Annotated in this window: 15 protein-coding genes and 1 pseudogene; 13 read left to right on the top strand and 3 right to left on the bottom strand. The window is 43.0% G+C overall.

Features of this window, described 5'->3' with window-relative positions; genetic code table 11:
* Positions 1-83: 83 nt before the first annotated feature.
* Positions 84-1451 (bottom strand): TrpB-like pyridoxal phosphate-dependent enzyme, encoded by a 1368-nt coding sequence (locus HPS57_RS01635; RefSeq protein ID WP_172179860.1) that lies wholly within the window; start codon positions 1449-1451, stop codon positions 84-86.
* A 442-nt stretch (positions 1452-1893) separates the two neighbouring features.
* On the opposite strand from HPS57_RS01635, the gene uxaC reads away from it, so the two are divergent.
* Positions 1894-3309: a glucuronate isomerase gene (uxaC, locus tag HPS57_RS01630; protein WP_172179528.1), complete on the top strand. Its 1416-nt coding sequence runs from the start codon at positions 1894-1896 to the stop codon at positions 3307-3309.
* Positions 3310-3576: 267 nt separating this feature from the next.
* On the top strand, positions 3577-5463 hold the full coding sequence (locus HPS57_RS01625) for an ATP-dependent DNA helicase (RefSeq protein WP_172179526.1): 1887 nt from the start codon (positions 3577-3579) through the stop codon (positions 5461-5463).
* Between the two features lie 324 nt (positions 5464-5787).
* On the opposite strand, the gene HPS57_RS01620 is transcribed toward HPS57_RS01625, so the two are convergent.
* Both HPS57_RS01620 and HPS57_RS01615 read right to left on the bottom strand, forming a co-directional pair.
* Positions 5788-6138 carry a hypothetical protein gene (locus tag HPS57_RS01620; RefSeq protein ID WP_172179524.1) on the bottom strand — a complete coding sequence of 117 codons (351 nt, stop codon included), beginning with the start codon at positions 6136-6138 and terminating at the stop codon, positions 5788-5790.
* 162 nt (positions 6139-6300) lie between these two features.
* Positions 6301-6957, bottom strand: a complete 657-nt coding sequence (locus HPS57_RS01615; RefSeq protein WP_172179522.1) for a DUF1349 domain-containing protein — start codon at positions 6955-6957, stop codon at positions 6301-6303.
* A 180-nt stretch (positions 6958-7137) separates the two neighbouring features.
* Between HPS57_RS01615 and HPS57_RS01610 the strand changes: the two genes are divergently transcribed.
* The 11 genes and pseudogenes from HPS57_RS01610 to HPS57_RS14290 all read left to right on the top strand — a co-directional run bounded on the left by HPS57_RS01610 (position 7138) and on the right by HPS57_RS14290 (position 21470).
* A complete protein-coding gene (locus HPS57_RS01610) occupies positions 7138-7890 on the top strand; it encodes a helix-turn-helix transcriptional regulator (RefSeq protein WP_172179520.1) in 753 nt (250 codons plus the stop codon).
* 573 nt (positions 7891-8463) lie between these two features.
* Complete coding sequence (locus HPS57_RS01605) at positions 8464-9297, top strand: sialate O-acetylesterase (RefSeq protein WP_369811421.1); 834 nt, start codon at positions 8464-8466, stop codon at positions 9295-9297.
* A 93-nt stretch (positions 9298-9390) separates the two neighbouring features.
* Positions 9391-10332 (top strand): polysaccharide deacetylase family protein, encoded by a 942-nt coding sequence (locus HPS57_RS01600; RefSeq protein ID WP_172179516.1) that lies wholly within the window; start codon positions 9391-9393, stop codon positions 10330-10332.
* Between the two features lie 338 nt (positions 10333-10670).
* Positions 10671-13841 (top strand): beta-galactosidase, LacZ type, encoded by a 3171-nt coding sequence (gene lacZ, locus HPS57_RS01595; protein ID WP_172179514.1) that lies wholly within the window; start codon positions 10671-10673, stop codon positions 13839-13841.
* 677 nt (positions 13842-14518) lie between these two features.
* On the top strand, positions 14519-16408 hold the full coding sequence (locus tag HPS57_RS01590; RefSeq protein WP_172179512.1) for a hypothetical protein: 1890 nt from the start codon (positions 14519-14521) through the stop codon (positions 16406-16408).
* 388 nt (positions 16409-16796) lie between these two features.
* A pseudogene (locus HPS57_RS01585) lies at positions 16797-17748 on the top strand (IS30 family transposase).
* A gap of 631 nt (positions 17749-18379) precedes the next feature.
* Entirely contained in the window at positions 18380-19036 is a 657-nt protein-coding gene (locus HPS57_RS01580) for a hypothetical protein (protein WP_172179510.1), read from the top strand.
* 85 nt (positions 19037-19121) lie between these two features.
* On the top strand, positions 19122-20336 hold the full coding sequence (locus HPS57_RS01575) for a hypothetical protein (RefSeq protein ID WP_172179508.1): 1215 nt from the start codon (positions 19122-19124) through the stop codon (positions 20334-20336).
* A 3-nt stretch (positions 20337-20339) separates the two neighbouring features.
* Positions 20340-20702 (top strand): hypothetical protein, encoded by a 363-nt coding sequence (locus HPS57_RS01570; RefSeq protein ID WP_172179506.1) that lies wholly within the window; start codon positions 20340-20342, stop codon positions 20700-20702.
* A gap of 266 nt (positions 20703-20968) precedes the next feature.
* Positions 20969-21106 (top strand): hypothetical protein, encoded by a 138-nt coding sequence (locus tag HPS57_RS14295; RefSeq protein WP_253946427.1) that lies wholly within the window; start codon positions 20969-20971, stop codon positions 21104-21106.
* A gap of 49 nt (positions 21107-21155) precedes the next feature.
* Entirely contained in the window at positions 21156-21470 is a 315-nt protein-coding gene (locus HPS57_RS14290) for a hypothetical protein (protein WP_253946426.1), read from the top strand.
* The last annotated feature ends 148 nt before the right edge of the window (positions 21471-21618 follow it).

Raw genomic sequence — 21618 nt, 5'->3', positions numbered from 1 at the left:
TGAAAAATGATTTGCAATGCTTACTTGTCAATGGGGCGTTTTTTCATATCAGTGGTATGCTTTTGTACCTCAGTGGTATGCTTCTATACCAACCCTTTCACTTTGTCTATGTTCTGCTCTATCAGTTCCTCCGGAACTTCGTAGTTCTGAAGGTTGCCTGCAAGATAGTTGTCGTAAGCCGTCATGTCGATGAGGCCATGCCCGGAAAGGTTGAAGAGGATGACTTTCGCCTCGCCGGTCTCCGTGCATTTCTTCGCCTCCCTTATCGCCGCCGCAATGGCGTGGCTTGACTCCGGCGCAGGGATGATGCCCTCGGCCTTCGCGAAGAGCACGCCGGCTTCGAAGGTCTCTAACTGCTTGATGTCCACAGCCTCCATGAGCTTGTCCTTAAGCAGCTGTGAGACAATCACACCGGCACCATGGTAGCGCAGCCCTCCGGCATGTATGTTGGCAGGCATGAAGTCGTGGCCGAGTGTGTACATCGGGAGTAGCGGAGTGTAGCCGGCGACATCTCCGAAATCGTAATGGAACTTTCCGCGTGTCAGTTTCGGGCATGACGCAGGTTCGGCAGCTATGAAGCGAGTCGTCTTTCCGTCCTTTATGTTATGGCGCATGAAAGGGAACGCTATGCCGCCGAAATTTGAGCCGCCGCCGAAACAGCCTATGACAATGTCCGGATATTCGCCCGCCATTTCCATCTGCTTCTCAGCCTCCAGACCGATGATGGTCTGGTGCAGTGTGACATGGCTCATGACAGAACCAAGAGTGTATTTGCAGTTAGGTGTTGTCTTCGCCAGTTCCACAGCCTCAGATATGGCAGTGCCCAAAGAGCCCTGATTGTTAGGCTCACGCGTGAGGATGTCCTTTCCGGCGCGTGTCGACATCGAAGGCGACGGAGTCACCTGAGCGCCGTAGGTCTGCATGATCGAGCGGCGGTAAGGCTTCTGTTCGTAGGAAATCTTCACCTGATAGACAGCAGCCTCCAGCCCGAACACCTTGGCAGCGTAGGACAGTGCCGTGCCCCATTGTCCGGCGCCGGTCTCTGTTGTCACGTTTGTCACACCCTCCTTCTTGCAGTAGTAAGCCTGTGCTATGGCAGAGTTCAGCTTGTGGCTGCCCACAGGGCTTACGGACTCGTTCTTGAAATAAATGTGTGCCGGAGTGCCGAGAGCCTTCTCCAGTCCGTAGGCACGCACAAGAGGAGTCGAGCGGTAGTAAGCATAAAGGTCGCGCACCTCTTCAGGTATGTCAATCCACGCATTCTCCTGGTCAAGCTCCTGGCGGCTGCATTCCTCGCAGAAGACAGGGTAAAGGTCCTCAGGTTTCAGCGGCTCCTTTGTCGCAGGATTGAGCGGCGGCAACGGCTTGTTGACCATGTCCGCCTGAATGTTGTACCATTGTGTCGGGATCTGTTCCTCGGTGAGGAAGTATCGTTTCTGTTTTTTCATGATTTCAATGTTTATACTTGTTCGTTGTCTTTTTACCTTAAATAAGTTGTCTTTTCACCTTAATAATATGTGTTTTCACTCTGCCCCTGTCCTTATGAGAGGCAGCTCATGCCGGCTGTTCATGCAGACTGACTGTCCATTATCGCCCGATGCCTGCCGCTTTTTCTGTGTCATTTTTCACTTTGACTGCAAAATTATAAATTTTCTTTCAGACTGCCAATGGTTTTGCTGTTTTTCTTTCAGATATTTATCCGGAAAGATGCTTTTCCTTTGTTATCATGCATCATGGTACATTTCATATTCGAATAAGGCGATTATAATTGCTTCACATTAATTCTTGTTAATTCTTTTGCGGTATTGACCTGTGATAAGAATAAATTGAGTATATTTGCATAGATTATTGTAAAACAATTGAAAAACTTAAAATAAATCACCTTAACCAATCATGAAAAAATTCAACGATCCGGATTTCCTGCTCGAAACCGAGACAGCGAAAGACCTTTATCACAACCATGCGGCTAAGATGCCGATTATCGACTATCACTGCCACCTTATCCCACAGATGGTGGCTGAGAACAAGAAGTTTGACTCTATCGCGCAGATTTGGCTCATGGGCGACCACTACAAGTGGCGTGCTATGCGTTCCAATGGTATAAATGAGCGCTTCTGCACAGGCAAGGACACTACCGACTGGGAGAAGTTTGAGAAGTGGGCTGAGACAGTGCCTTATACATTCCGTAACCCTCTCTACCACTGGACACACCTTGAGCTGAAGACAGCTTTCGGCATCGAGGAGACTCTGAATCCTGAGAATGCTAAGGAAATCTACGACAAGTGCAACGACATGATTAAGAATGACCCTAAGTTCTGCCCACGCGGAATGATGGAGCACTACAATGTTGAGATTGTCTGCACAACCGATGACCCTGCTGATTCTCTTGAGTGGCACAAGGTTGTGAAGGAAGACCCGACAGCAAAGACACGCATGCTTCCTACGTGGCGTCCTGATGCGGGCATGAACATTGAGGCTGCCACATGGAAGGCTTACATTGAGAAACTTGCTGAGGTTGCGGAAGTGGAGATTAAGGATTTCGCATCACTCAACGAGGCTCTCCAGAAGCGCCACGATTTCTTTGACTCTATGGGCTGCCGTCTCTCTGACCACGGCATCGAGGAGTTCTACGATGAGCCATACACAGATGCTGAGATTAACGCTATCATGGAGAAGGCACTTGCCGGAACTACTCCTACTGTTGAGGAGCAGCGCAAGTACAAGCATGCTTACCTGAAGGCTCAGGGCGAGATGGACTATGCTTCAGGCTGGACACAGCAGTATCACTACGGTGCTATCCGCAACAACAACTCTAAGATGTTCGCACAGCTTGGTGCTGATACAGGTTTCGACTCTATCGGTGAGTTCACGACTGCAAAGGCTATGTCACACTTCCTTGATGAACTTAACACAGAAGGAAAGCTGGCTAAGACAATCCTTTACAACCTCAACCCATGTGCAAACGAGGTTATCGCAACAATGCTCGGCAACTTCCAGGATGGTTCTGTGGCAGGAAAGATCCAGTTCGGTTCAGGCTGGTGGTTCCTTGACCAGAAGGACGGCATGGAGAAGCAGATGAACGCTCTGTCTGTTCTCGGTCTGCTCTCACGCTTCGTGGGTATGCTGACCGACTCTCGCTCATTCCTTTCTTACCCACGCCATGAGTATTTCCGCCGTACTCTCTGTAACCTCCTCGGCAATGACATCGAGGCAGGCATCATTCCTTTTACTGGCTACGAGGAGAAGCGTGTGCGTCAGATGGTTGAGGACATCTGCTACAACAACGCAAAGAAGTATTTCCAGTTCTGATCAACTGAACATAACACGAAGGACTCTCTCGTTCAGAGGGAGTCCTTTTTCTTTAAGTAACTGTTTTATAAGTAATCACGACTTCGAATATTATTTCTTTAAGACATATTTCTCTAAGAACACAAAGGATCCTAAGAATCGGCTTCGCCTTTGTGCGGCTTTTCGCTTAACGGAAAATTCTTTGGTTTTCTTTTGCTTCTTGGAGCGATACCATTGCTTTGAGGGATATAGTCGCAAAGAAAGTTACTCACACCTTATATGATTATTATGGCACAGCACAATGATGAGATGAACCTTGCATGGCAGTATATTGCCGGAACGCAGACAAGTGTGTTCCTGACAGGCAAGGCGGGTACAGGCAAGACGACATTTCTACGACGTTTGCGCGAACTGTCGCCAAAGCGCATGGTTGTGCTCGCGCCTACCGGTGTTGCGGCTCTGAATGCTGACGGACAGACCATACATTCCTTCTTTCAGCTTGACTTCAAACCATTCGTTCCAGGTGTGACAAACAATCCGGACGCAAAGCGAAGGGGACGACCTCCGAAGGATAAGAAGTATTTCAGCATGTCAAAGCAAAAGAAGAATCTTATCCGCACGATGGACCTCCTTGTCATTGACGAAGTCTCTATGGTGCGCTGCGATTTGCTTGACGCTGTCGATGATGTCCTCCGCAAGTACCGTAATCCGTTGCTGCCTTTCGGCGGAGTGCAGTTGCTGCTTATTGGGGATTTGCAGCAGTTGCCGCCTGTCATTAAGGAGGAAGAATGGAAACTGTTGACACAGCATTACGCCACCCCGTATTTCTTCAGTGCACAATCCTTGCAGTCCTTGCCGTATGTCACGATAGAGTTACGCCACATCTATCGTCAGCAGGACGAACGATTTGTCTCCATCCTGTCCGCCATCCGTGAGAACCGTGTGACGGCAGATGTCTTGGCAGCATTGAACGCGCGCTATGTCCCGGATTTCAGGGAAAGCGAGAATTGGATACGGCTGACGACGCACAATGCCATGGCACAACGCTACAATGACCGCCGTCTTGATGCTTTGCCGTCTCCGGCAGTGACATTCAAGGCAAAGATAACCGGCAATTTTCCGGAATTGTCCTTCCCGACTGATGAGCGTCTGGTGCTGAAAGCAGGCGCACAGGTCATGTTTCTTAAAAATGACAATTCGGCAGAGAAGCGCTATTACAATGGCAAGATAGGGCGTGTGGAAGAGATTTCCCCACGCGGGCTTATCGTCTCTTGCGCCAATGAAGCCGGCGGACGCTATAGGATAGATGTGGAACAGGAGGAGTGGGAAAACAAGAAATACATCATTGACGACGAGACCAAAGAGATACGCGAGGAAGTGGATGGCACATTCCGGCAGTATCCGTTGCGCCTTGCATGGGCGATTACCGTGCATAAGTCACAGGGACTGACCTTTGACCATGCGGTCATAGATGCAAATCAGGCTTTCACGCATGGACAGGTGTATGTCGCACTTTCACGTTGCCGCACGCTTGAAGGTTTGGTCTTGTCTGCTCCGCTTGACGCTGCGAGTGTCATAACCGACCAGACGGTCAACGACTATGTGTCGGAATCCTTGTTGGAATCTGCCGACAGCGAGAAGCGTCTGCCACGCCTGCGATATGAATACTATTATCAGTTGCTGCAGGAGCAGTTTTCCTTTGGCAAACTTGCGTATGACTTTGAGTATCTGATGCGTGTCGTATGCACCAATCTTCAAAACTCGCATCCCGGACTTGTTGACATAATCCGGGAAGCCCAGCCACGCATCCTCAATGAGCTGGTGGCAGTGGCTGATAAGTTCAAGGTGCAGTACGACATGCTGATTACTCATGCCGGTGTCGGTTATGCCAAGGATGAGCAGCTGAAGCAACGTATAAATTCCGCCTCAAAGTATTTCCTTGACAAGGTTCTTGACATCCTTTCTCCTGTAGTCAAAGCCTCGGGCATAATCATAAATAACAAAGCCGTCAAGAAGCAATATGGCAATGCGCTTGATGCGCTGCTCCTGTCCTACAACATAAAGGCAGGGACACTTAGGAGTACTTTTGAACACGGCTTCGATGTACGGCGTTACATAGAGAGTAAAGCCAAGTCATCGATAGAGGATGCCGGTGGAAAGAAGAAAAAGAAATAGCAGCTAATCTGGTCTCAGCTGAAAAACTTAGCGTTAAAGCGTCATTGCGTTTTTACCGTACACAATAATTCCCAATAGCGACTGATGCAAGCCATGCGAATGGAAGAAGCCGGAAGAAAAAAAAACTGTGAATATCTGCGGAATCTGCGTGACCCTATAAATCGCCTGATTTGTTAGCAAACCTGACTTGCAGATTCTTTTACCGGTGAGTTGAAGAGTTCCCGCAGATTACGCAGATTCTCGCTGATAGTTTTCAACAACGAATTAACGCAAGTCACGCGAATATAAAAGTCACGCTGATTACGCTGATTTCCACGGATATTTTCAACTATTTGTTTGGTAGAAAATCTCAGCAGCACTATCAATCTTATGAAAATAAGGTGATTGCGACAACTCGTCAAGATTAATGTACTGGCTTGTAGGGTCAAAGGTGAGAATGTTTTGTGCAGAGTCTCCGTCCATGACTTCGATATAGAGAAAATTCTCTTTATGGGTCAGTGCGCTTATTCCTTCAATAGTCTCATTTCCCCGTTCGTCATATTTGTCAAGTTTGTATATTTCGTCGTCGAAGTTGAACATTATGGATCGGGAGATACGGCAGCAAGACATATAGTGGATTCGGGTTAGTGTTGACATTCTCAGAATCAGGAATCTTGTGGTCAATGTAGTTCTCATAATAGCGGAATGTGTCTGTCCGAAATGGGTTGCCTGTTGTTAATTAAAGAGTGATTGTTATAGACGGTCTGGCTGTAATGGCTGTAAATAATTATATGTGTGCTTTCTTCATGAGTCACAAACTTTTGGTTTGTTCACTTTTCTCTTTCAATATTTTGGCTGTTATTTCGTCTGTTTATTTCTCTCAAGCCATTGCATACGGCGCAAATCGGGGAGGTGCTTGACAGTGAAATTCTCAAACTTCGCGTTAAAGCCTTCACCGTCAGGGGAGGCAGCCATAAGTCCTACCATTATCGGGTGGTTGTCCTGCATCCACGTGTTGCGCATCATGATGTACTCCTTGTCATCGTACGAATAGAAAATCTCTATCGCATCAAGACGGCGTACAGCCTTAATCCAAATATGGCTTATAGGGCGTTCCAGCGTGATAACGCTCCAGTCGGAAGTGCGGTGAGTGACAACAACACTAAGGTTGTACTTCCCGTCAACATACTCAATGCCAGCCTTTATGTAGTTCTCATGGTCAATGCGGAGCATCATTCCTGCCTGGTCAAAACGCGCCTTGTAGTCACCGGAGACTTTCACTTTCGCCTCAAACTCACCGCCATACATTGCATAGCAGAAAGGGGCGTCATCGACAGTGAAGCCATAGTGGGAGATTCGCCAATAATCCGTATGCGGTGTGACGAACATACTTAGTGTGTTTCCCTTTACCGACCATTGGTTTGGCTCGTTGAACCATGTCAGTTTCTCCAACGACTGTGCGGACATAGGCATGACGGAGGCTGCTGCGACAAGTGAAGTAACAATTTTTTTCATAATGGTTTGCAATTTTTCTTTCTTTATGTGCATGGATAAATGTTTTATTTTTATTACCTTTGCAAAAGATAAGCTGCACCTCGGCAATAAGAGCAAGCTCCATTGCATTCGGTTTGCATTAGCTTTTGCAAAGGTAACCATTTTAATGCCACTGTACAATAGCGAAAAATAACCATTTTTATGTCAGACACAGCGAAACAATTAGGACGCAGACTGTCAGCTCAGGAGTTCACGGACATTACGCTTGACAATGCCGCAGACCATTATCGCGGTATTGCGAGGGCGTATGCGGAGACGGAGAATGTCATCGCGGTGCTGAGCGATTTGAAGACAAACTGCAGCTATGTCTACTATGGCAAAGCGGTGAATATGCTTGCCATCGATGCCGAAATGGCACAGCACCGGATACCGACAATCTGGGAAGAGGAGATTTTCAGAATCGTCCATCCTGACGATTTGCGCCGCAAGCACCTTGAAGAACTGAAGTTTTTTGATTTCGTAAGTTCCCTGCCGATAGGCATCCGAGGTGAACATTATCTTCAAAGCCATTTGCGCATGCTCTCAAAATCAGGAGCTTATGTGACTGTGAGACACCGCATATTCTATTTTTGCAATACCTCAAAAGGCAGTGTCCGGCTGGCGTTATGCCTTTACAATGTTGCTCCTGATATGCGTTCCGCCACGGAAATCATCAATTCTGTCACAGGCGAAACGATTGATTTGACGGAGCATAATTGCACAGACATTCTTTCGCACAGGGAGATTGAGGTGCTGCGCCTTGTCGAACAAGGCATAAGCAGCAAGCAAATCGCTTCGCTTCTGCATAGGAGTGTCCACACGGTCAACCGTCATCGGCAGAACATCATCGAGAAACTTCGTGTGGCAAACTCCACCGAGGCATGCAAGGTGGCAAAAGATTTGGGCTTGCTTTAGGCACACTTTGAGCCTCGGGATGCTGTGAAAAAACATGCGAAAAAAATGCATGAGTTTTCTAATACTCTATTTATCATAATGTGGGAAATATGGCTTGGAATAGCCTTTTTTGACCTTCAGCAGTGGGGAAGGTTACCTTTTACACTGCGAAAGGTGGCCTTTTCCATAAGGAAAGGTAACCTTTTCCATAACAAAACAATAGGAAAACCACTGCTATTTGGGTAAAAAAATGCTCGAAAAGTGACGAAAAACAGTGTTTTTTATGTATGTTTAGTTTTGCTCTGAAATGTAATGATTTGATATTCTGATAGTTATTGAAAATTGAAAAACCATGCGATAGTCCGCAAATTATTTTCTTTGGTCGTTTTTATGCGAGATATTAATGGCAAAAATGTGGCGAGTTTTCTAATTATAGGATGTCATCATATATGAAAATAGCAATATTTACATGCAAAATGTACAGAAATACATAGAGATGACAAACGGAATGTGTACCTTTGCCGCATAACTTTAAAATCTATTTCAATGAGAAACATATTAATGTTTTTTGCAATGTTGTGTTCCGTTACGACTATGGCAAAGAAGGAAAAGAACGAACCGGCTGCGGTGATTATCACGGCAGGACAATCGAACACGGACGGCAGAGTGATGAACAGTGAGTTGCCTGAGTACATAAAGAGCAACGGTTTCAAGCACTGTTACTGGTGCTATGGCAGTGCAGGACAGTTGCGCACTGATGGTTTCGAGCTGTTTTGGCCGAAGATGGTGCATGACAAGAATCCGGAGCGTTGGGCGTATGATGCAGTGGTGTATTATCGTTTGGAGCAGGCTTTGCAGCGTGATTTTTATGTAATCAAGTGGTCACTTGGTGGTACTGCCATCGACCCGGAGTGTGCGAGCACGAGCAAGAAATATTGGACGGCGGACGAGAAATGGCTGGCTGAGAACACATCGACCCTTACAGGCGGGAAATCGCTGCTGAAATCGTTCACGGAGGAGATAGACCTCTGCATTGACAGGCAGTTGAGCCGGTTGCCGGAAGGTTATGAAATAAAGGCTTTCCTTTGGCATCAGGGCGAGAGTGACCGTAGGGCAGGGACGCGCTATTATGACAATCTGAAAGGCGTGGTGGAGTATGTTCGTCAGCATCTTGTGCAGAAAACGGGAAATAAGAAATATGCCAAACTGCCTTTTATCTGTGGCACTGTGGCAAGGAGCAACAGGCAGTACAACAAGGATGTTGAGGAAGCGCAACGCAAATTGATGAAGGACATGAAGAATTTCTATGTTGTGAACATGTCAGACGCTGAACTGCAGAGAGACCAGCTGCATTTCACAGCACCTGCGGCAGAGCGTTTGGGCAATGGCATGTATGAGATTCTTGCCAAGATGATGAAACTGAGATAGTTAAATAACTATTGTAAATTACTTTATATTTAAGATATGTTTGTACTAAAACGCAGTTGTTTTTTAGTATAAACTAATTTTCAACAGTTACTTATGCGGAAGGCAATTCTATTTCTTTTGTTGTTGGTTGTTGATGGCGGAAGTTCTGCCAAAGCCAAGCTGTTGCCAAAAGAGGGTGGCAGTGCACTGTCGGCAACCGTTGAGATTGCCAAATGGAGGCATGGCTGTCAGTATGCCGTCAGCTTGACATTCGACGACGGATTGCAAGAACATTATACCGAAGTTTTCCCGCGATTGCGTGAACAGAATCTGCAAGGCACATTCTGGCTGATAGGTTCCGCCATAAACAACGGAAGCTTTAAGCAATGGAATACAGTTTCTTGGGAACAGGCTAAGGAAATGGCTGACAGTGGAATGGAGATGTCAAACCATGGGTTCAATCATCGTTCTGTCAGCAAACTGACACCCGAAGAAGTTGTGGAACAGGCGCGATTGAATGACGATGTGATAGAACGATATACCGGACTCAGACCCACAACTTTTTGTTTTCCGGGCAATCAAAAGACTGAAATTGCAGACAGTCTGCTTTCTGTCGGACGAGTCGGATTGCGTACATTCCAGACATCGTGGGGTGGCAAGCGTATAAGCACGGCAAAGAATGATTTGATAGGATATTTCAAGGAAGCTGTGAAAAGCAATGATTGGTTTGTGACAATGACGCATGGCATCAGTTATGGCTACGATAATTGTGCAGAAGATACGGCACAGTTGTGGAATTTCTTCCGTTTCCTTAACGATAACCGTCAACTCTATTGGACGGCTACATTTCATGATGTAGCGGTTTACAGCAAAGTGCGCGACAATACTACACTGCTGGTTAAACGGAAACGCGGACGCCTGCACATCAGGTGCTCATGTCCATTGAATGAGAAACTCTATGCTACAATGCTGACACTTATTGTGAAGACTGCCAATGGTGACACAAAGTTTGTGGATGTGAATCCGTTTGGTGGTGAGGTTGTAATCGATTATTAGTCGTTTTTTGCGTGGCATTCGGATGTTTCGGTATTGAATATCCCTATTGATTGGTTCTATTGTGTATAGGTCATTTGTGAAAGTTGAAATAAAAATTGATTTTATTGACTAATAGAATCAATGCTATTAATGAAAAAAGCAAATTTCTTTCGCAAATTCAGTTTTTTTATATACCTTTGCATAAGTTAGGCTGCATCTCAGCAATTATAGCAAGCTCTATTGCATTCGGTTAGCACTAACTTTGCCAAGGAAAAGCTATGTACATGTGATTAAGGTTGCTTTTGAGGTGAAGACATGGCATGGGCGTATAATAAAGATTATAACTAAAACCATATACAATGAAGAATAGTATTATCCTGGCAGCACTTGTTTTGTGCTTGCCCACAGGTTTTCAAGCCGTTGGCGCAAAGAAGAAGGCGGCGAAAAAGTCACCTGTCGTCGAAGTCCTGAAGCCTACGATGACAGAATGGCATGATTTGAAGGTCAATGAGACAAACCGTCTGCCGGTGCACACCAACCTTTTCTCTTACGAAAGCCGTGAGAAGGCTTTGGAAAGGGACATGAAGAAATCTACCAATTATCTCTCGCTTGAAGGCATTTGGAAATTTCATTGGGTGGCGAACGCTGACGAGCGGCCGACAGACTTTTATCGTTTGGACTACGATGACAGCAAATGGGGCGAGATGCCTGTGCCCGGAATGTGGGAGTTGAATGGATATGGCGACCCGGTGTATGTCAACACTGGCTTTCCTTGGCGTGGACATTTCAAGGACAATCCACCCGAAGTGCCGGTGAAGGACAATCATGTCGGTACATACAGGAAGACTTTCACTTTGCCTGCCGGTTGGGACGGACGTCAGATTGTAGCCCATTTCGGCAGTGTCACTTCCAACATCTATCTGTATGTCAACGGACAGTATGTAGGTTATGCCGAGGATTCCAAGATTGCAGCTGAGTTTGACATAACAAAGTATGTGCATTCCGGTGAGAACACCATAGCGTTCCAAGTGTTCCGCTGGTGTGACGGAACGTACAGTGAAGACCAGGATTTTTGGCGTTTGAGCGGTGTTGCGCGTGACAGTTATATTTATTCACGCTCACTTGTGGCGCATGTCGATGACATTCGTGTGACACCTGACCTTGACAGCAAGTATAAGGACGGAACGTTGCGGATAAAGACAACGCTTTCGGACAATGCAACAGTGGAATATTCGCTTATGAACACTGCTGACAATCAAATCGTTGCAGTTGCAGAGACGGCAGGCAAAGGACTTGTCGAGACAACAATGGAAATCCCTAATCCCCGGAAATGGACGGCAGAGACACCGCATCTGTACACACTCATCGCCACTGTGAAGTCAGGCGGAAAGGTGTGCGATGTTGTGCCTGTGACAGTAGGTTTCCGCAAAGTGGAGATTAAGGACAAGCAGCTCCTTGTCAATGGAGAACCGATATTGATAAAGGGAGTGAACCGCCATGAGTTGGACCCGTACACAGGATATGTCGTGTCTGTAGACCGCATGATAGAAGACATAAAGGTGATGAAGAAAAACAACATCAATGCTGTTCGCACATGCCACTACCCTGATGCACCGATTTGGTATGAACTGTGTGACAAATACGGCATTTATGTTTGTGCCGAGGCTAATCAGGAAAGCCACGGATTGTGCTATGATCCAAAGAATTCGCAGGCATCTCTCCCTAAGTTTGCCAAGCAGATTTTGCAGCGCAACCAGCACAATGTCAGTGCACATTTCAATCATCCGAGTGTCATAATGTGGAGTCTTGGCAACGAAACTGTTGACGGGCCAAACTTTACTGCTGCGTATCAATGGATAAAGTCGCAGGATTTGTCACGCCCAATCCATTGGGAACCGGCATGGAATGGCGCAAATACAGACATTCGTTGCCCGATGTACGCTTCACACAGTTGGTGTGAGAACTATCTGAAGGATGCTTCCAACACCAAACCATTGATACTGTGTGAGTACAGCCATGCCATGGGCAACTCTTCGGGAGGTTTTAAGGAGTATTGGGATTTGGTGCGCAAGTATCCGCAGTATCAGGGTGGCTTTATCTGGGACTTTGCCGACCAGGCGTTGCATGGAAAGAATTCCAATGGTGAGGCTATATATAAATATGGTGGCGACTACAACACCTACGATGCCAGTGACAATAATTTCAACTGCAATGGCATCTTCGGTCCTGACCGTCAGGAAAGCCCTCAAGTGCCGGAAGTTTCATATTTTTATCAGAATATATGGGCAGAGCCTGTTGACATCCGACAGGGTAGGATAAAGGTTAGGAACGAGAACTTCTTCCGTGATTTGTCAAACTACAGCCTTGAATGGCAGCTTATGGAAAACGGAAAGGCTGTGCAGACAGGAGTCATTGACAAACTTGACATCGCTCCTAAAGCGACCAAGGAGCTGACTGTGCCGTTCTCGATGAGCAAGATTACTGCCGACAATGCCGAGGTGATGCTCAATATTGAGTTCAAGACCAAGAAGGCAGAGCCGCTTCTCCCGTCAGGGCATACTGTGGCGCACAAGCAGATTGCTGTCATTGAGAACCCTGCATGTGGCAATGCTGTGATTGCGACAGGCAAATACAGGAAACTGAAACTCACAGAGGACAAGCAGGCGAACCTTATTGTCGTTGGGAATAACACGTTTACAGTCTCTTTTGACAAGTCAACCGGGCTCATGCGCCGTTATGCAGTCAATGGCATAAAGATGCTTGGTGAGGGTGGTACTGTACGCCCAAACTTCTGGCGTGCAGTCACAGACAATGATATGGGATCGCAAATCAATAAGAAATACGCAAAATGGTGCGCGCCTGAGATGAAACTCCTGTCATTGGATGCCATAAAAGGGAAGAAAAACGAGGCTCCTGCAATCATCATTGCCAAATATGAGTTGCCGGCTATTGGTGCGCAGTTGTCCATGACATATTATATAGATAATAATGGTCAGATGACGATAGAGGAGAAAATGACGGCAGGCGATAAGGACAAGGATTCCGAAATGTTCCGTTATGGCATGGTGATGGAGTTGCCTTACGATATGGATCGCAGTGAGTACTATGGTCGTGGACCGATAGAAAACTATGCAGACCGCAAACTTTCCCAAAACATCGGACTATACAAACAGACAGCAGATGAGCAGTTCTATCCGTATGTTCGTTCACAGGAGACCGGCACTAAGAGCGACATTCGTTGGTGGAGTCAGACCAATGGTGCCGGCATGGGTTTCAGAGTTACATCGGATAAGCCGTTCTATTGTTCGGCACTCCATTATGCCGTTGAAGACCTTGACGATGGCGAAAGGAAAGAACAGCGCCATGTTCAGGATGTTCCTAAGAGCAAATTCACTAACTTGTACTTGGACAGTGAGCATGCCGGCGTGGGCGGAATAGACAGCTGGTCAGGCAATGCTCGTGCTCTGCCCGAGTATCGTGTGCACTACAATGACAAAACGTTCAAAGTGGTTATCACGCCAAACCTCTGAAATAGTGCTGCTCTTTGAGGAATGCATAAATGTGATAAAACGTCTTTAACACAAGGGCTGATGTTCTCAAACGAGAATATCAGCCCTTTGGATTATAGTTTTCCAATGAAGCCTCACTGCATTTTGCTGGACATCAATAATATTCAACAGCGAATTACCGCAAGTCACGCGAATAGAAAGGCCACGCAGATTGCGCAGATTTTCACTGATATCTTTAACTATTGGTGACCGAGAAAAAAATAGCAGCAGGCTGTGACATATTTGCGTATCCGTATCTTAAGCAACTGTTTAAAATAATTTATACTAAAACGACATTATTTTGCTTTAGGCTGCTTTGATGGCTAAATGTCTTCTTTGTTTATAGGAAATGCTGATTAATGAAGAATGAATTATATGCAGAACTATATAAAACATGCAATATAGGTGTGAGTTTTCAAGAAATATTTGACGCTTTCAAGAAAAAATATTATCTTTGCATAAGGTAAGTTTACATGAAAGATGGGACAACAAGATGTTTTTAGGAAACTTGTATAAGAATATGAACGTATTAAACTGCTGGTTTAAGGAGCGACAGATGGAATTTAATGCTTGGTGATGATATGCAGGTATCCATCCTCTTCTTTTGAATATTACAAATATATAAGAATCTTAAATAACCGAATAAAACAAGTTTGTAAATGGCAATATTGAGGATTATACTATATTCTACACAGAAAAGTCAGCGAATACTCTATCAAGATGCAGATGGTGTTATGACTTCAGAGATAGAGAAAGCATACTTTACAGGATGTGAAGTTGAACACAGAAATTCAGCATGGGCAAGAATTCTTGTGTCTGACAAGACAAGAGGCGCTTTGAAAATTTTGGAGACAAAGTATGATCGGTCAACAGGAAGGCATATAAGAAAGCTGCATGGCTTTATTTCTAAACTTGCTGATGGAGACGTATTCTATTATTTCAATGAAGATAAGGCCTCTGTTGTTGAAAGAAGAACAGCATGTTATTGCCTACAATTCCCTAAAACAGCATTTACTCCGATACACAATAGCATTTTCCATTATTATAGTATGCTGGATATTTATTTCCAATTTCTATCATACGGATATGATGGAATAGAACAATGGATTGGGGAAGAAGATCTCAATAGAAGGGTGTGCAGGTTTTGTGGATGTTCAAATCCTACTGTGAGTTTTAATAAAGTAGCTCATGCCGTACAGGATGCGTTGGGTAACAAACTGTTGTTCTGCTATGAAGAATGTGATACCTGTAACCATAACTTAGCACCTATAGAAGATAACTTCAGAAGAATAATGGACTTCCGCAGGGCGATGTTTCATATTCCGCGAAAAGGTACTACAGCAACGCCAAAGGTTGTTGGTAAAACCTTTGTCATCAAGCCTGCTGACAATGGACTACCAGAATTATTCATAATGGACGAAGCTATACCACAAGGTACAGATAGGACAAAGCGATTTATGATGCATCTGGAACTCAAAGATCCGCTAATCAATGAGGATATGTATAAGGCTCTATGTAAGATGGTTATTGATATGTTACCATCCACCGAGCTTCCCCATTTTGATAATTGCATAAAATGGATTTCGGCAAATGGCACTTGGATGCCAGATTCATTACCATCAACATTACTGACGGTTCTTCCTACTGATAAAGTAATCTATCCACAACCTGTCTTGGATATTTTCCTGAATAACAAAGGGATGATGCCCAACTCCCCATATTGCACTGCAATTCTCTGGATATATGACATTGCATATATGTTTGTGATGCCATTTGTTGATGTGGATGCTGGCCAATATAAATACGATAAAGATTTAGTATTTCATTGGCGACACATGTTTAACTTGGTGGGCATTCATCATTGGCAACCTCAGGACACTAATAACTACCATCAATCAACACCGTGGGTGGATTGGAATGTGGACTTATCCCTTCCGAACATCCATGTATTATCTAAAACAGAGCCAATATTCGAGGAATGTTTTAAGGCGAAGAAGGAACGCCCTGATATAGATATGCCGCCCTTCTCAAAAGACGGAATTGTATTCAACAAGGCAACTCAAGTGGAGTTCAATTCCTTGTATAACGGAGCTATAACCGATGATGACCTAAGAGATCTGACACTGCATATTGGAGGACCGAAATTTGTTGTTGATCCCGTAAATCTCCAAGTTAGCGTTGCAATATGGGTTGATGCAAATGACACGACTGATAAATTGTCTTATTTTAAATATTCATATGATGCAGTGTTTGATATTCCTTCGTTCTGGACTTACGTTAACATGGAAACAGAAGAGGATGGCTCCCTTAAGTCATTTGCTTTCCATTACGATTTGCGAGATTTCTTATACGAGGAATCACTGCGCTCTGTTGAGCCATTGATGTCAAAACAGAGAATAGGTACTCCCTTCACAAAATGCAGTTTGGAGAAAATGATTGGCTGTGAGAGAATATTCACAAAAGCATATTATATGGTGCCATATGGAAACGATGGATATTATGTTAAGGTGGATGATTCGACGATTCACCATATTGGGTATGAAGAGTAGTAGACTTGTACTTAAAATAAAAGATATACTTAAATGTGAATGACAAATATTTCTCCCAAAGTACTATACATTTTTGCTACTTTTGCATTTGAACAAATGGATTTTCCTTGAATATAATATTCTTGTTTTGGGTGAGTTTGTAGTATTTAACGTGAGTTCGGCGAAATTACTCGTCTGAAAATTTGGTGAATAGCGGAAATTGTTGTAACTTTATAGTGCTAAAATACAAAGAATTACAAACAATCTCCGCTATACATTCAAGATAGAAATGCAATTTCTTGGCTGCATATGAGTCCCCTCCTTCTGTGCGTACGAGGTTCCAGGAGCGTAGCGACAGGGTTCTCTTATGCACAGAAGGAGGAACCCTCCCATTAAAGACAGACCTGCAATGCAAATTCAACTGACTCAGGCACAAAGGTACACAATTTTTGTGTTAAAGCAAAAGAAATGGACAAATAAATCCATAGCTGAAGCCATAAATGTCCATCCCTCAACCGTCAGCCGCGAATTGCACCGCAATTCCATGGCTAACGGAGTGTATTACTATGAGAAAGCGGAGAAACTTGCCCGAAGCCGCCGCAACAGTGTTCCCGGCAACCGCTCCATAAGCCCTGCTGCCAGGATGGTCGCGCGTGACCTCATCCTTACCGAGGACCGGTCGCCCAAGCAAGTGTCAGGCTATCTGAAGCGCGAGAAAGGCATAAGCATATCCCATGAGACAATCTACAAGATGATACGCGAGGACGCAACCGGGGAGCTTGCCGGGCATTGCTGCCATAAGATGCGCTACAAGAAGAAAAAGAAGCGCAGGCGTGAGACAAAGGCCACGAACATAAGGAACAGGGTAAGCATACATGAACGCCCTGCGGAAGCAGACGGCACACGCTTTGGAGACTATGAGACGACCTCATCGTTGACAAGGGCGGCAACGCAATCCTTGTCATTGTCGAGAGGAGCACAAACTTCCTTCTCATGGCAAAGCTCAAGCAGGGCAGGAAAGCCATGCCGCCGGCCAAGGATGTGAGACGTTTGTTGCTGCCGTACAGAGGTGAGAACCTCAAGAGCATAACCACTGACAACGGAAGCGAGTTTGCGGAGCATGAATGGATCTCACGGCAGCTCAAGACGCAAGTCTACTTCACTGACTCATACGCATCATGGCAGAAGGGATGCGTTGAGAACACGAACAAGCTCATAAGGCAGTACATTCCAAAAGGAACTGACATAAGCACAATATCGGACAAGAAAATTGCCGTGATACAGAGGAAAATCAACAGAAGACCAAGGGAAAACTAAAATTCTCCACGCCAATAAGGGAGTTTTTCAAATACTTTATGTAACTTTGCAAAAACAATTGCAATTGCGGGTTGACTCTTTATTTTCGATTTTTAGTTTTCACACCAAAGCATTCCTTAGCAGTAAATGCTAATCAAAGAAGACTGAATTTTAGCTGAAAGCGGAAAAAATATTCAAATAATGTGCGGAGATTGAAAAAATATTCGTACCTTTGCGCCTACAAGGAAGCATTTATGTAATGCATCTTTGACAAGACAGGCAAAAAGTTGCTTATCCTGCTGATGAAAACGCCAAATTAATCATGAAGGGATATGCAATCAAAGCTCCTTTTACTCCTTTCGGCAAGAGAGGATTGATATGCTGTATCACAATAGAATGTGATAGAGACATATTGATTGTTATCTGTGTTGAACGGAGTGATTGGAGTGTACCGTAATGTATTCGGAATGATTTCTGATAGCAAACGGTGCAAAGGTTGTATTTTCCTCAGCTTTCACCTTTCAAGGGTGATTGGCGTTACCTATCAGCAGGTGTAAAGCGAGTAAGTCTCTCTTTGCGCCTTTCTTGTTATACATAGGTATCACCAATTTGTTAATCGCCCGAATTTCTGAGACTTGTTAGGGATAAAGATAATATCAATAAATTTTATGTTTTTTTTTAATTAAATCTCTAATTATGAAAAAGCTATTTTTACTATGGTTGTTGTTTCTTGCCGTAGGCAATATTTTTGCGCAACAAAATATAAATTCATTCTTGAGGACATATAACAGTAATATTAAAGTTTGCAACACACCATATGCCAAAGATTGTTTGTATGAAACGAATTATATACGAACAACTATATATGGTAATAAATTAACAATAGAATATGGTTTTTCATATGATCAGAAAAGTAACGATTATATTTCTCACAATAAAGTTGTGGTTGATTTATCTACTGCGTTAATATACACAGGACATTGGTGGTATATGCTTGGGGGATGGGAGCATTGTGGAGATAAAACAGTATTGACTATAGAAGACAAAAATGGAATTGATTTGTATAAAACAGGGGCACAAAGTTACAATGAAGGCACAAAGCAAAATCTGGTGGAATATATATGCTTCAGTTTTGGAACAGAGCCATTAGCCAATCGGGCATTGGCTATGTTTCAGCAGATGCAGCAAGGGAAAAGAATGGAAAAAGAGCCTTGGCTGGTTGTTCGTCGAATTGAAAAAAATAATGTTGACAAAAAGACATCTTCTATACAAACAAGAAGAATGAAAAAGAATTCAAGGCCAAAGAAGAATTCAATTTTAAAACAATCTAAATCTGGTAAATATGTACAATAATATTCTTTATATTTTCTTTATTGCACTATTGGTATGCTGTTCATCATGTAATAACAATAGTACAATATCAAGCGATTTTAGTTCTATGATTCGATTTGCCAAGGACACATTGTCGATTGACAATATGTCTAATAAAGACATTTTAATATTTGTCCAGGGCGAGAATGTTATGTCGTTCACCAATAGCCAAGAAAAGAGTCTCACAATTTCTTTGCTTGATGTGGTGAGAAAATGCAAGGATAAGAATAAAACCGCTTTACAAGCTTTTAAAAATAAAAATGTATTGCAAATTAAAGTCATTGTTGAAAATGAAATAGATACAACATACAATTATAGGATATCGCCATACTATGAAGATGATGTTACGTTCTCAATCTCAGGGCAATGTGCTCCGTTAATATCAAAATTTTCAAATAAGACACAAGCAATTGATATGAAAAAGTGGTTATTTAGAAAGGGCGAACATTTGGATAATGAAAACATACATTTGTTGTGCGGACTGGTTAATCAACTTTCCAAAACAACCCAAACAGAATATATAACTAGTTCAACCATTCCAGTTATTCATAGTTTCTCAGGTTTGAAATATAAAGTAAACTCTTCAATTCAGGCAGATTATTATGTTCTATATGCTTGTAATTCCACAAAAGATATACACAAATTTGTGGAAGATGTGATATCCAATGATTTTGATTTATGTGTAAAAAAATTGGGTGGAGGAATGAATTGTTATAGAAAATCTAAAAGTAATGGGTATAAATGTATATGTCTGGTTGCTATAAATAAAGATTGGAGTTACAAAATACAACCATTAGGACTTGTTGCGATCGATAATTTGCCACCAATTACGGCAATTACGTCATATGAGGATGATATTTTATCTATTAATTTTCAGAATAAGGTAAAGGTTATTTTGCCATCTGACAAACCGCAAATTAATGGATTTTGTGATGTTTCTATCGCTCATTCTGATGGTAATGGGGTAGAGTGTAATGTCTCGTTTCAGATTGTATTTGCAGGGGATGTAAAATCTGTAACTATAAAAAGAACTAAGCAACTTTGTTATGATAGCTGGACACATAAAATAGAGAACAAAGTTGTTGATTTAACAGATAAGTCTAGTCCATATATATTTACATACACATTACATTTCGCAGATGGAGACAACTATATTCCTGTTATAGTGGAAGATAATCATGGAAATAAACGTGAGTTCGAACTGACTAAAAGAGCTAAATTTGTGCGTGATAATTCGCCAAGTATAAGTATAGACAATAACATAAACATTGACAATTATTAGATTATGATTGTAAAACATAAAGACATAAAGGATTTGGATAACGATATTGTTTTATGGAAATATATGTCGTTATCTAAATTTCTGTATTTACTCAACACACATTCTCTATATTTTTGTAGGCTGGATTGTTTTGATGATCCATTTGAGGGTAGCCTTTCTTTGTTGGATAAGGGATTATTTCGTTGTACAGATGAAAATCGCCAGTATTGGGAAAGAGAAGTAAAAAGACATTATGCAAGTTGCTGGATAAAATCGGATCATGAACTTAATTTGATGTGGAATAGTTATGGTAAAGATGGAATAGCCATCAAGACCAATGGTGTTGAATATTTATCGTTTGTTTTTCACCAAAAGAACCTTTTTTGAACAAGAAAGAGAAGTGAGATTGTTATATTCTGTTTGCGATATTGAGAATCATATTAAGGGCATTCCTTTGTATGTTAATTTGAAAAAAATTGATACTCAGTATAGTCGTGTCACCAACGTCTGATGACTATCTTTTACCTTTGGTTATTGATAAAGCGAAAGTTCTTGGGTTAGAGACTAATGTAATGAAATCTAGTATATAGTATCAATAAGATACAGACTAACTTAAATGAATTGTTTATCAACCAATTCAATAAGAAAATAACATGAAAAATTTAATCGTTCCTTTTCTTGCCGTAATCAGCCTGCTAATGACTGCATGCGAAAATGATGAGCCGCTTGACAAGGTGCAAGTGATAAGGATGTCTGTTTCAAACGAAACAGGGATATGCAATACCTTCTGAATATATGGTTGATGATAAATGTCGTATCTATACAGATGATAAGCAAACCATGGGAATGTCATATGAAATGTGCCGTATTCATTTTGAGAATATACTTGATAAGGCAGACCCTAATTTCAATAAATTCAACAGTGTATCCTATATGGCTATATATTCGTATGTCATATCTCCGCTAAGTAAGTATATTCGTCTGGCTCGCAATAATTCGCATGGACCTATGTTTGACGAGGTTATCCCTGAAGAAGAATTCAAGTATATATGTGAGACACTGAAGCCGGAAGAGGAACTTAAATATGCGCTTGTTCTTGTCAATATTCACAAGCAAGGATTGCAAAAGTTGGAGTTCATTGTAAAGAAGAGATAAGTTTGTGATAAGAGAAATTTAGCGTAATGGAGTTTAACGTTACATCATACAATGATAGAGGGGACATCGTAATGATGCCCCCTCTATCATTGTATGATGCTTGGGTTTCAATATTGTTTTTTGATAATATGGCAATTTTTTTGCTAAT

The sequence above is a fragment of the Palleniella intestinalis genome (genome assembly GCF_013166595.1).
GTDB classification, from domain to species: domain Bacteria; phylum Bacteroidota; class Bacteroidia; order Bacteroidales; family Bacteroidaceae; genus Prevotella; species Prevotella intestinalis.
Note: the sequence above shows the minus strand (reverse complement) of the source record. Positions and strands in the feature narration are given on the sequence as shown.

Excerpts from the sequence above, each read along its gene's own strand:
- HPS57_RS01590 (WP_172179512.1), top strand. The coding sequence starts at position 14,519 with ATGGCAATATTGAGGATTATACTATATTCTACACAGAAAAGTCAGCGA.
- HPS57_RS01570 (WP_172179506.1), top strand. The coding sequence starts at position 20,340 with ATGATTGTAAAACATAAAGACATAAAGGATTTGGATAACGATATTGTT.
- HPS57_RS01575 (WP_172179508.1), top strand. The coding sequence starts at position 19,122 with ATGATTCGATTTGCCAAGGACACATTGTCGATTGACAATATGTCTAAT.
- uxaC (WP_172179528.1), top strand. The coding sequence starts at position 1,894 with ATGAAAAAATTCAACGATCCGGATTTCCTGCTCGAAACCGAGACAGCG.
- HPS57_RS01600 (WP_172179516.1), top strand. The coding sequence starts at position 9,391 with ATGCGGAAGGCAATTCTATTTCTTTTGTTGTTGGTTGTTGATGGCGGA.
- HPS57_RS01620 (WP_172179524.1), bottom strand. The coding sequence starts at position 6,138 with ATGAGAACTACATTGACCACAAGATTCCTGATTCTGAGAATGTCAACA.
- lacZ (WP_172179514.1), top strand. The coding sequence starts at position 10,671 with ATGAAGAATAGTATTATCCTGGCAGCACTTGTTTTGTGCTTGCCCACA.
- HPS57_RS01615 (WP_172179522.1), bottom strand. The coding sequence starts at position 6,957 with ATGAAAAAAATTGTTACTTCACTTGTCGCAGCAGCCTCCGTCATGCCT.
- HPS57_RS01605 (WP_369811421.1), top strand. The coding sequence starts at position 8,464 with ATGGCAAAGAAGGAAAAGAACGAACCGGCTGCGGTGATTATCACGGCA.
- HPS57_RS14290 (WP_253946426.1), top strand. The coding sequence starts at position 21,156 with ATGGGAATGTCATATGAAATGTGCCGTATTCATTTTGAGAATATACTT.
- HPS57_RS01580 (WP_172179510.1), top strand. The coding sequence starts at position 18,380 with ATGAAAAAGCTATTTTTACTATGGTTGTTGTTTCTTGCCGTAGGCAAT.
- HPS57_RS14295 (WP_253946427.1), top strand. The coding sequence starts at position 20,969 with ATGAAAAATTTAATCGTTCCTTTTCTTGCCGTAATCAGCCTGCTAATG.
- HPS57_RS01625 (WP_172179526.1), top strand. The coding sequence starts at position 3,577 with ATGGCACAGCACAATGATGAGATGAACCTTGCATGGCAGTATATTGCC.
- HPS57_RS01610 (WP_172179520.1), top strand. The coding sequence starts at position 7,138 with ATGTCAGACACAGCGAAACAATTAGGACGCAGACTGTCAGCTCAGGAG.